The organism is Xylanibacter oryzae DSM 17970, assembly GCF_000585355.1.
Lineage (GTDB): Bacteria > Bacteroidota > Bacteroidia > Bacteroidales > Bacteroidaceae > Prevotella > Prevotella oryzae.
In genome coordinates this window covers 3,276,828-3,287,991 of the sequence record NZ_KK073873.1, presented here as the reverse complement: position 1 = coordinate 3,287,991, position 11,164 = coordinate 3,276,828, and the positions used below count along the sequence as shown (strand labels likewise).

The window sequence follows — 11,164 nt, the reverse complement described above, 5'->3', positions numbered from 1 at the left end:
TAACTATCTAGAAGTCCGCACTTTATACCATTTTTCATGATAATTTACAACTTAAGACACTTGTAAATTCCGATAATGTTGTGAATCAATATGTTACGAATTTTCATTAAACCAAGACCAGTCTTATTTGTAGAACAGGTAAAATACCTCAAAACGATTATATTTTAAGCAATTTAGAACGATTTTGTTTTATTAATAAAGTCCCATTCGGTATTTATACAAATTTCAAATAACTACAATCATTTATCTTTTTTTCCGAACACAGAGAAATGCACATATCTTTTAGGATGTTGCTTCAGATTTATCATCAGCGAATCAGCATCACGCATAGTGCTATTAAGATTGTTATACAACGAAGGATCTCTCATAAGCAGTCCCAAAGTACCTTCATTACTATTCAACCTTTCAGAAAGCTCTCTAACATTGTTTAATGTTGCATTCACGCTGTTCATCGTACCCTCTACATCCACATCGCTCAGTTTACGAGTCAACTTATTAGTATTATCAAGCACACCATTAGCACGAGTAACCATACCAGGCACATCTCTATTTAATTGTGCCATTAGTACATTCAGTTCACGGGTTGAAACCGTAAGATTAGAAGTAATGGTTTTAACGTTGTGCAGAGATGCAGCTAAAGCAGGATCAGCAAGCAGAGTGTTAACGCTAGTAAGGATCGAATCCAACTTAGGTAGCATCTTCTCGATTGCAGGTACCATATCGGCCACTTTGCCGAGTGTTCCTGAATTAATACCGCCCTGTATTCTTTCACCAGGGAGTATACGCTCACGAGGATTGTTAGAAAACAACATATTGATCTTCACATTACCAAGCACATCACTTACTATCTCAGCACTACTACCCTTTGGTATGCGCAGATTTTGATCAATTTCAACCTCTGTATTTATATCCCCACGATGGTCATAATCATATTCTATCTTTTTTACGACACCGACCTTGTAACCGTCAGCATATACAGGACTTGACACAGTCAATCCACTGATATCAGTGAATTCTATATAATATTTATTGCCTGTAGAGAATAGATTAAGTCCCTTTAGATATTTCAACCCAAAGAAAAGTACTACTATTCCTGCTATTGCGACGAGTCCTATGCGGACCTCTTTACTGAAGTATTTCATAATCTATATTATTTCCTATTTGACTTATATTCTTGTATTGCCTCATTGATATTTATCTTTTTCGTTCCCTTGAAAGCTACTATGAATGCCTCTGGAAACTTATCAATGATAGTTTTTCTCAAACGATATATCTCATTATAGTTAGACGAAGATCCATAAGTATATTTGAACATTCCATCCTCCTGATAATAGTCAAGGCCTGTCATAGAGTTAAACTGCTGACTGCCCGGCCTTAACATTCTGCTACTTGCAAGCACCTGAATTCTAAACGAAAGTGTATCAGAGTCTTCATTCTCCTCATTAGCACTTTTTGAAGTTACTGATTGTGTGACAGTCACGTTGTTTACGTCCGGCATTTCCGTTTTGCTGTCCGAGTCCTGTTTTTCCACTTCCGGTTTGTTTACAGGCATCGGTTCTCTTTTTGCTTGTATTGGTTGACTTATTTCGTTGTCTGGTACTATTGTCGGTATGTTTATTTCGTCCGGTTGATAGGTTTTGTATGGGACGGATATTGCCGAATCGAATTTTTTTTTATAACTCACAAAAGCATTATATATTCCTTTAGCAAGATTTTCGATACCGCTTTCTGAATTAAGCATCTGTTCCTCATCTGGTGTAGTAATAAAACCTAGTTCTATAAGGCAACTTGGCATAGAAGTTTTTCGAAGTACAAGGAAACCGGCCTGATGCACGCCTTTGTCTGGTCGGTTGGCGCAGCTACATACGTTTCTCTGGACCATCTTTGCCAGTTCTACACTTTTCTCCATATACTTATCTTGCATGAATTCAAACATTATATAACTCTCTGAAGAGTTTGGGTCAAACCCCTTATAATGCAGCTTATAATCCTTCTCCACCAAGATTACAGAGTTCTCACGTTTTGCCACATCAAGATTAGCCTGTGCACGTGCCATACCGAGAGTATACGTTTCAAGCCCACGTGCTATCCTTCCATCCGGCAATGCATTAGTATGAATCGAGACAAAAAGGTCTGCCTTATTTCGGTTAGCTATATCAGCACGGTCATCAAGCGGAATGAAGACATCCGTCTTTCGTGTATATACGACACGTACATCGGGACAATTTCTCTCCACAAATCTGCCGAAAGCCAAAGCTACATTAAGATTTATATTTTTCTCTTTTGAAAAAGCGCCAAGCGCACCGGCATCATGACCTCCGTGCCCAGCATCAATAACAAGTGTAAAACGATGATCCGCTCCAAAAGATAAAGAAGCAGAAAATATAAGAATAGTAAATAAATATATTATCTTTCTTAACATAACTTATCAACAATCAATCATTACCATCTATAAGGGAACTACTAAAGTGCAAAGTTAATAAAAATAAGTTGTAAACTTAGACCTTTCAAATAGTTTTATCATTTATTAAGTGTAATTCTATGCCTGCACCATCACAATCTGCCTCCATCGGAGGATTAATTTTAGTAATAGAAATATCGACGGATTCTATTTTTGGCATATCCTTAAACAGTCTTTTACATATCCTGTAGGCTGCATTTTCTATAAGGGCAGAAGGTTTTTCCATCTCTACTGTTATCATATCACACATAGTGGCATAATTAAGAGTATCCTCCACCCTATCTGAAATCAAAGCAGAACCTACGGGATATTTCACCCGTAGATTCAATATATAGTCATTGCCTGTTAGTCGCTCTTGAGGCAAAACGCCATGAAACGAATGCAGACGAAGATTCTTGATGTATATATAAGATGATTCCACCTTCATAATCACACTGTCAGATTATCCGCAACGCGATGCTCCGCAATTCTTGCAGATAAGACATCCCTCTTGATATACCAGACTCTCATGTCCGCATACGGGACACTTCTGTCCTTCAGCTTCGGTTCCGTCTATCACATATTTTTTCAAAGCACGCTCAACACCGTTCTTCCATGTATTGATGCTCTCAGAAGCCAATTGTAATGAACCCACCAACTTGATAACATGATCAATAGGCATACGATAACGTAACACCCCGGATATCAATTTTGCATAATTCCAATATTCAGGATTGAATTTCTCGCTAAGTCCCTCTACCGTTGTCTTATATCCACGTTTGTTCTCAAACTGGAAGTCATAACGATGAGAGCCATCCTCATTGGTTCTTTTAATTATGCGGCCCTTTGTTGTAGTCTTAGGCAGCACAATGCCTTCATCATCATCCTGCAGACCAGTAAATATCTCATAAGGATAACCATTAAGCAATCCTACAAAAGCTACCCACTTTTCCTTATTATTCTGGAAACGAACTACGTCGCAATCCAACTCCTGAGGACGAACTTCTGTTACCTGTGGCGGTTTACAAGGCATTGAATCAGGATTAATAGTTACGGCCTTCTTTTCCTCTTTTTTCTTGTCTACAGAAACCATAACACCTGAACGTGAACCATCACGATATACTGTACAACCCTTACAACCGGATTTCCATGCCTCAACATAAAGACGGTTAACAAGAGCCTCATCTACATTATTCGGAAGATTTATAGTAACACTGATAGAGTGATCCACCCATTTCTGTATAGCACCTTGCATACGGACTTTCATAAGCCAGTCTACGTCATTAGCGGTAGCTTTGAAATAAGGAGACTTGGCAACGAGGTCGTCTATTTCCTCCTGCGTATATTTCTTATTAGTATCATAACCATTTATAGTCATCCATGTAAGGAACTTACGGTGATAAACGATATATTCCTCATAAGAGTCGCCAACTTCATCAATAAAGTCAACATGAACATCCGTATCATTTGGATTAACCTTTCGGCGACGCTTATATACAGGCATGAAAACTGGCTCTATACCACTTGTTGTCTGTGTCATCAAACTTGTAGTACCTGTAGGTGCTATAGTAAGACAGGCAATATTACGACGACCGTATTTAGTCATGTCTTCATAAAGTTTTGGATCTGCTTCTTTGATGCGCTTTACAAAAGGATTATTCTCTTCTCTCTTTGCATCATATATTTCGAATGCCCCGCGCTCCTTTGCCATCTGCACACTAGAACCGTAAGCAGACAAAGCCAGAGTCTTATGAACGTTGACAGAGAAGTCTGTAGCCTTATCGGTACCATAACATAAGCCCATAGCAGCAATCATATCACCTTCTGCTGTGATACCAACACCGGTACGGCGTCCCATACCGCTCTTGTTATATATTTTCTCCCACAGATGATATTCTGTGCCTTTCACCTCTTCACTTTGAGGATCATGTTTAATCTTATTTTTTATCTGTTCGATCTTCTCCAGTTCTAAGTCGACGATGTCATCCATCATGCGCTGAGCCAAAGCTACATGTTTTTTAAACAGCTCATAATCGAAATAAGCATCTTTTGTAAATGGATTAACTACATACGAATATAGATTGATTGACAGCAGTCTGCAAGAGTCATAAGGACATAGAGGAATTTCACCACAAGGGTTTGTACTTACTGTGCGGAAACCAAGATCAGCATAACAGTCAGGCAGGCTCTCACGAATAATTGTATCCCAAAACAGGACACCAGGCTCTGCGCTCTTCCATGCGTTATGCACAATTTTCTGCCATAATGTCTTAGCTGATATACTTTTCTTAATAAGCGGATTCTTGCCATTCGTAGGGAATTGCTGTATATAAGGTTTGTCTTCTACTGCATCGCGCATAAATTCGTCATCAAGTTTTACAGACACATTCGCTCCTGTAACCTTGCCTTCGGTCATCTTTGCGTCAATAAAAGCCTCACTGTCAGGGTGCTTTATGCTAACCGACAACATCAATGCGCCACGTCTGCCATCCTGGGCTACCTCACGGGTACTATTGCTGTATCTCTCCATAAACGGAACAAGACCTGTAGACGTAAGAGCCGAATTATTTACAGGTGAACCTTTTGGACGTATGTGAGACAAATCATGACCTACACCTCCACGTCTTTTCATCAACTGTACCTGTTCTTCGTCAATACGCAGAATAGCACCATAAGAATCTGCATCACCATCAAGACCGATAACAAAGCAGTTAGACAATGAAGCCACCTGATGATTATTACCTATACCAGTCATCGGACTTCCTGCCGGAACAATATAGCGGAAATGATCTAGCAGATCAAAGACATCCTGTGCTGACAAAGGATTCTTGTATTTTTTCTCTATACGAGCTATCTCATTAGCTATACGCCAGTGCATATCTACAGGACTCTTCTCGTAGATATTGCCCAAACCGTCTTTCATGGCATACTTGTTTACCCACACCCGGGCAGCAAGTTCATCACCGCCAAAATAATCTAATGAAGCCTCGAAAGCCTCATCAAACTTGTATGTCTTTAAATTTTCCATTATGCTTACTATATTAGAATTGTGGATGCAAATATACAATCTTTTTATGGAAACGCATAATCATTTCTGGTATATTTTATCTTTAATTTTCTAATAAAAGTTTCCCAAAACGGATAACTTTTTCATAAATAGCTCAATAGAAGTTTCCATTAAAGAGTAACTTACTACTACTTGAAATGTTCCTTTACAAAATTCATCGACTGTTCTACGATGTCGTCAATCTGTTTTTGAGTTAAGCCTGGAAAAGCATGTACTGCGCCTCTTAATACATACATATCATAAGGTATGCCCATTCGTTGAAGCACTTTCTTCAACTCATATGATTCACCAATCGGTACAAGTTTATCCTTATCTCCATGCTGAATTAATGTCGGTACTGCATACCATCCGGCCATATTTACAGGAGAGTAGCGTGTACAATAGTCATCATGAAAAATTTTCATCATCAGCTGTCGCTCATTATATAATCCGGGCAAAGCAATTCGGGCTATACCTAACCCAAGAGGTGTTAGATCTGTCATAAAGAGACTGTTTAGATTAGCAGGGCCGAAATTATCCATAACAAACCGTATACGGGTGGAGTCGGTAGGCTGATATCCAACCACCATAGACAAATGTGCGCCTGCCGAAGTGCCCCATAATCCTATTTTATTACCGTCGAAGTTATATTTTGCAGCATTGCGTCTCACCCATTTCACTGCATCACGGCAGTCGGCCAGTTCTTCATCAAAAGTACTGTTTACACCGTCAGCCAATCGATAATTTATAGACACGACAGCGCAATGTTCATTTATCAAAGCATTGCATAGTGCCATACGATACGAATTTCTTATCTCATTTTTATTACCATGTATCCAACTGCCACCATGTATGAAGACCACCACCGGTTTCAGTCGTGCGCTGTCATCACGATTAGTATATATGTCAAGTCTGATTGCAGTATCTGCAACCATCTTATACGCAACATCATTTTCTAAAACTGTAGTCTCTGACATTTGCACATTGATCTTTTTCGAAAGAGTAGCTTTCCCGGTAGCACAAGATGTCAACATCACTACCGATATCAGGACAATTAATAAATGCTTTATCTTCATATTCTTTGATTATCTTATTAAAGTCTGCAAATATAGCAAATTATTTTAAGAAAGCCGGATAATAATATTGTATACGCAAATTTTGCACGTACGTTTTTTGCTGTACGCAGATATGCTAATTAATAGATGTTAATAATAGTACGACCGAATGGATTTTTGTAATATATTTGCCATATACTTTATAAAACCGAAAATAATCTCACTTTTTCGTAGGGTATTTGCTATCTGACCTATCTTATCAATAGAGAGGAAAAACAAAGTTAAACCAAAAAAGTTAAGGTCATGAAAACATTTATCAGTAGAGCAATCGGTATTCTGCTTTTCACAATGATAGCAGGTACGCTTACATCAAGCGCTCAGACGGATGACTATTTTACAGTAAGTGGAATAGTAAAAAGTCAGTCTAACAAGAAGGCTGTGGAATTTGCCAATGTATCTGTCAACGGTACTAATATAGGTACTGTTACAAATGAGGACGGAGAATTCACTCTTAAAATTAAGAAATCTACAAAGGCCAACGCCATCGTAGTTTCGCTAATAGGATATTCAAACAGTTGGATGAATATAGGTGAAGAAAACATCGACAATGCTGTAATATGGCTCAAACCAAAGCAGAATCTTCTAGACGAAGTTGTAGTTGAAGCTTCTGTATCACGTAATATTGTAGCACAGGCCATCCGCAACATTGACAAAAATTATGGAACTACACCAACACTTCTGACTGGATTTTACAGGGAGACAGCTCGTAAAGGCAATCATTATATCAATATATCTGAGGCTGTAGTACACATGTTTAAGACAGGATATAATGTACGCAATGCCAACAGCGACCGTGTGCAGGTTATAAAAGGTCGCAAACTGCTCAGCGAAAAAGCCAGCGATACCCTTGCAGTGAGACTAATCGGCGGCCCTAATATGTCAGCATATATGGATGTGGTTAAAAATCCTGATGGATTTCTTGACGAGAGCACACTCAACTACTATAGTTTTATGATGGAGAAACCTGTATATATAGATCATCGTATACAATATGTAATATCATTCAAGCCTATGGTTAATCTTGAATATGCATTGTTTGAAGGTAAATTGTATATCGACAAGGAGAGTCTAGCAGTAACCAGAGCTGAGTTGTCACTTGATATGAGTGATAAGAATAAGGTTACTCAAACCATTCTGAAGAAAAAACCTTTCGGACTCGTATTCAAGCCACAAGAACTTACTTTCCTTATCAATTACGAGGAGCGTAATGGTAAGATGTGTCTCAGTTACATGCGCAATGAGGTCAAATTCAAATGCAACTGGAAGAAAAGACTATTCCATACCAGCTACGGTGTAGTATCCGAAATGGTGGTAACAGACAAGGATGACAATAATGTTGAGAAAATACCATACAGAGAGTCATTCAAAGAAGACGACTCGTTCACTGATAAAGTTAAGGCTTTCTATGATGAAGATTTTTGGGGAAACTACAATATACTGGCCCCGACAGAATCACTCGACAAGGCTGTAACCAAGTTGAAAAAACAACATAAAGACATGAACAACTGACCACTACATTATGCTGAGCGATATACTCTTACTCACAAAAATAAAGAATAGCGACATAGCGGCATTCAAAGAGGTGTTTGACAAATACTACGCACCTCTTTGTATGTATGCTTCCTGCATCCTGAAAGACAAAAATGATGCCGAAGAAATAGTGCAGGAACTATTCTATGTGATATGGAAGAATCGCAGTTCTTTGCCTGTACTACATTCACTTGGCGGCTATCTGTATAATGCAGTACGAAACCAATCAATACAGTATGCTGAGCACCATAATGTAGTAAACAGATATAATGCTTCAGAAAAGAACAATCAAAGTGATGATGACAGTTCGCCCAACCCTCAACAGCAGATGGAAATAAGCGAACTCGAAGGTTTGGTAAAAGAGACTTTGGCTAAATTACCCGATAGATGCAGGCAGATATTCGTCATGCAGCGTACAGAGGGTAAGAAATACAAAGAGATAGCTGAGACTCTACAAATATCTGTCAAAACAGTGGAAGCCGACATCACAAAGACACTTAAGACTCTAAAAGCAGAAATAGAAACATATTTTAATTCGTAAATAATGATGAACAAAGAAAAATATCAAAATAAGACCGGAGCGGCTTGGAATAAGTTGTATGACAGACTTGACCGGGACGGGCTGCTAGTGGAGCATAAACACAAAGCGCGAACTGTGAGTATGGTGGTTTGGAGTGCAGTAGCTGTAGCTGCAGTGGTTCTGTTGGTGGTCATGATACCATGGCAGATTTCAAATAAGACAGGCAGAGCCGACAAACTTTTATCTCAGTATAACGGCGACAGTCGGACAGCGTTGGTAAAGACACTTGAGGATAATTCTACCGTATATATTTCGGGTAATTCAACATTGAGATATCCAACACATTTTACAAGTAATGCGCGTAAAGTAGAACTCGATGGAGAAGCTCTTTTTGATGTCACTCATCATAAATACCATCCGTTTATTATCAATACAAAGGATATGATAATACAAGTTCTGGGAACATGCTTCAATGTAAAATGCAATAGAAACGGAGCTTTTGAACTGGGCGTTTATCGGGGATTGGTGAAAGTTACCGACAAGAAAAATGGTAGCATAGCACTTGTCAAGGCTGGCGAGATGGTGCGACTTGAGAAGAATGAACTGTACAGATACAAATTGACAGACAACAAGGATATGAAAAAATACAATAGCAATATACGGTTCAAAGATGAAAAGTTGTGTAACATTCTAAAAGCAATAAATACGATAAATGATGGCAAGGAAATAAAAGCATCAGAAGAAGCTCAGAATCGCAGGCTCACAGTAGCATTTGCGAATGACAGTCCCAATACGATGGCTATGCTTCTGAGCGAGGCTTTACATCTACAATATATCGAATATGGAAAAGTGATACTTATAAAGTAAAAACAGCATAAATTATGAGATTAGCTGGTCATAGACTTATCCTCACGGCTATAATACTATTGATGACAAACTGCATCATGGTTATGGCACAGCATAATAATCAGATTTTGCACATCGCGAAATCGAAAGGGAAGGTGTATGAACTGCTTGAAATGCTAACTAGGAAGACTAACAAAATGTTTATTTATGACAGTAATGTTATAAATAATGAGAAGAAGGCCAAAATAAGTCGCGGTGATTATACCTTGAAGCAGGCGGTAGAAACAATCATCGGTGAAAACGGAATTGAATTAAAAGAAATAGGTGATCATATACTTATCAATAGGCATATAGATAGGAACAAACCTGAGGCAGTAAAAATCCATGCCGGTTATACGGTACTCGAAGGAAATATAATAGACATGGCGACGCGAAAACCTTTAGCCAATGCATCAGTCAGCATTAAAGGCACATCTATAGGTAGCGTGGCAAATAGCAATGGGGATTACAGATTGTCTATACCCGACTCGTTGAGTCATCAGACTATAAAATTCTCACATATAGGGTTTCAGACAAAAGAAGTGGCGATTGAAGTATTAAAGCAACAGAAATGTACAATAGAATTGCAAGAATATATCACTACGCTGCAAGAGATTGTGATAAGGATGACAAACCCATTGCAACTGCTGAAGGAAATGCGGAGACGAATGAAGCTGAATTATCCTCAGACGCCTTACCGCGAAACCACATTCTATAGAGAAGGTGTAGATAATAACGACCGGTTTGTTAGATTAAGCGAAGGTGTATTCAATATCTATAAGCCGCAATACTTATCACATGAGACAGAACAAGTAAAACTACTTAAAAAACGCAATATTTCTCTGGAAAATAATAAGGACTCTATAGTAGCAAAGATTAAGGCGGGGATAGAAGCATGCATGATGCTTGATATAATAAAAAGTTCGCCCGACTTTATGGAACTGCCCAACAACGACTATAATTACTTTTCGACAGGAGTTACTACTATTGACAACCGAACTGCAAACACAATATATTTTGAGCAAAAACATAACATAACCGATCCTCTATGTTGCGGAGAACTGTACGTTGATGCTGATAACTACGCATTACTAGGTGCCAAATTTGAAATCAACCCACGGTATGTGGAGTCAGCAACAGATATTTTTGTACAAAGAAAGAGCAAATATATAAGCATAACTCCTCAAAAGATATCTTATAATGTATCTTACAAGCAGATAGGCGACCGTTATTATGTCAATTACGTAAGAGGTGATTTGAACTTTAAAGTAAAGAAAAAACACAAACTTTTTGGAACTTCGCATATACACATTTGGTTTGAGATGGCTACATGCAATATAGATACCGTCAATGTCGCAAAATATAATAAGGACGAATTGATTTCAAAGACTAATATCTTTAATGATACCAACTATGTGTATGATGCTGATTTTTGGGAGAACATGAATGTAATCCCTATGGAAAATAATATCAGCGAGTCGATAGGGAAAATAGCACTTAAAGTAGAAGAAATGCTAGGCCAGTAAAAGCATTGACATTCTCAAATATAGCTTCCACAGCTTACTGCATCTAAATTTATTCACAAAAGTTCATTCAATAACATTATACTTTATTTTTATAAAATATTT

At 38.2% G+C, this 11,164-nt stretch carries 9 protein-coding genes; 4 read left to right on the top strand and 5 right to left on the bottom strand.

Annotated elements, in window-relative coordinates:
• Positions 1-239: 239 nt before the first annotated feature.
• From XYLOR_RS13155 to XYLOR_RS13135, 5 genes are all read right to left on the bottom strand, one after another.
• Positions 240-1,142 carry an MlaD family protein gene (locus XYLOR_RS13155; protein ID WP_036880367.1) on the bottom strand — a complete coding sequence of 301 codons (903 nt, stop codon included), beginning with the start codon at positions 1,140-1,142 and terminating at the stop codon, positions 240-242.
• Between the two features lie 8 nt (positions 1,143-1,150).
• Positions 1,151-2,422, bottom strand: coding sequence for an N-acetylmuramoyl-L-alanine amidase family protein (locus tag XYLOR_RS13150; protein WP_036880365.1), 1,272 nt, complete (start codon positions 2,420-2,422; stop codon positions 1,151-1,153).
• 85 nt (positions 2,423-2,507) lie between these two features.
• Complete coding sequence (folB, locus tag XYLOR_RS13145; protein ID WP_036880363.1) at positions 2,508-2,888, bottom strand: dihydroneopterin aldolase; 381 nt, start codon at positions 2,886-2,888, stop codon at positions 2,508-2,510.
• A gap of 15 nt (positions 2,889-2,903) precedes the next feature.
• Positions 2,904-5,468, bottom strand: coding sequence for an adenosylcobalamin-dependent ribonucleoside-diphosphate reductase (locus XYLOR_RS13140; RefSeq protein ID WP_036880360.1), 2,565 nt, complete (start codon positions 5,466-5,468; stop codon positions 2,904-2,906).
• A gap of 167 nt (positions 5,469-5,635) precedes the next feature.
• Positions 5,636-6,562 carry an alpha/beta hydrolase gene (locus XYLOR_RS13135; protein ID WP_036880354.1) on the bottom strand — a complete coding sequence of 309 codons (927 nt, stop codon included), beginning with the start codon at positions 6,560-6,562 and terminating at the stop codon, positions 5,636-5,638.
• A gap of 282 nt (positions 6,563-6,844) precedes the next feature.
• Here XYLOR_RS13135 and XYLOR_RS13130 point away from each other — a divergent pair, with 282 nt between their 5' ends.
• The 4 genes from XYLOR_RS13130 to XYLOR_RS13115 are packed head-to-tail and all read left to right on the top strand — an operon-like array spanning position 6,845 to position 11,062.
• On the top strand, positions 6,845-8,110 hold the full coding sequence (locus XYLOR_RS13130; protein WP_036880351.1) for a carboxypeptidase-like regulatory domain-containing protein: 1,266 nt from the start codon (positions 6,845-6,847) through the stop codon (positions 8,108-8,110).
• 10 nt (positions 8,111-8,120) lie between these two features.
• Complete coding sequence (locus XYLOR_RS13125) at positions 8,121-8,672, top strand: RNA polymerase sigma-70 factor (protein WP_036880348.1); 552 nt, start codon at positions 8,121-8,123, stop codon at positions 8,670-8,672.
• A 3-nt stretch (positions 8,673-8,675) separates the two neighbouring features.
• Positions 8,676-9,518 carry a FecR family protein gene (locus tag XYLOR_RS13120; RefSeq protein ID WP_051509020.1) on the top strand — a complete coding sequence of 281 codons (843 nt, stop codon included), beginning with the start codon at positions 8,676-8,678 and terminating at the stop codon, positions 9,516-9,518.
• A gap of 14 nt (positions 9,519-9,532) precedes the next feature.
• Complete coding sequence (locus XYLOR_RS13115) at positions 9,533-11,062, top strand: carboxypeptidase-like regulatory domain-containing protein (protein WP_036880346.1); 1,530 nt, start codon at positions 9,533-9,535, stop codon at positions 11,060-11,062.
• Positions 11,063-11,164 lie beyond the last annotated feature (102 nt).

Excerpts from the sequence above, each read along its gene's own strand:
- XYLOR_RS13155 (WP_036880367.1), bottom strand. The coding sequence starts at position 1,142 with ATGAAATACTTCAGTAAAGAGGTCCGCATAGGACTCGTCGCAATAGCA.
- XYLOR_RS13150 (WP_036880365.1), bottom strand. The coding sequence starts at position 2,422 with ATGTTAAGAAAGATAATATATTTATTTACTATTCTTATATTTTCTGCT.
- folB (WP_036880363.1), bottom strand. The coding sequence starts at position 2,888 with ATGAAGGTGGAATCATCTTATATATACATCAAGAATCTTCGTCTGCAT.
- XYLOR_RS13140 (WP_036880360.1), bottom strand. The coding sequence starts at position 5,468 with ATGGAAAATTTAAAGACATACAAGTTTGATGAGGCTTTCGAGGCTTCA.
- XYLOR_RS13135 (WP_036880354.1), bottom strand. The coding sequence starts at position 6,562 with ATGAAGATAAAGCATTTATTAATTGTCCTGATATCGGTAGTGATGTTG.
- XYLOR_RS13130 (WP_036880351.1), top strand. The coding sequence starts at position 6,845 with ATGAAAACATTTATCAGTAGAGCAATCGGTATTCTGCTTTTCACAATG.
- XYLOR_RS13125 (WP_036880348.1), top strand. The coding sequence starts at position 8,121 with ATGCTGAGCGATATACTCTTACTCACAAAAATAAAGAATAGCGACATA.
- XYLOR_RS13120 (WP_051509020.1), top strand. The coding sequence starts at position 8,676 with ATGATGAACAAAGAAAAATATCAAAATAAGACCGGAGCGGCTTGGAAT.
- XYLOR_RS13115 (WP_036880346.1), top strand. The coding sequence starts at position 9,533 with ATGAGATTAGCTGGTCATAGACTTATCCTCACGGCTATAATACTATTG.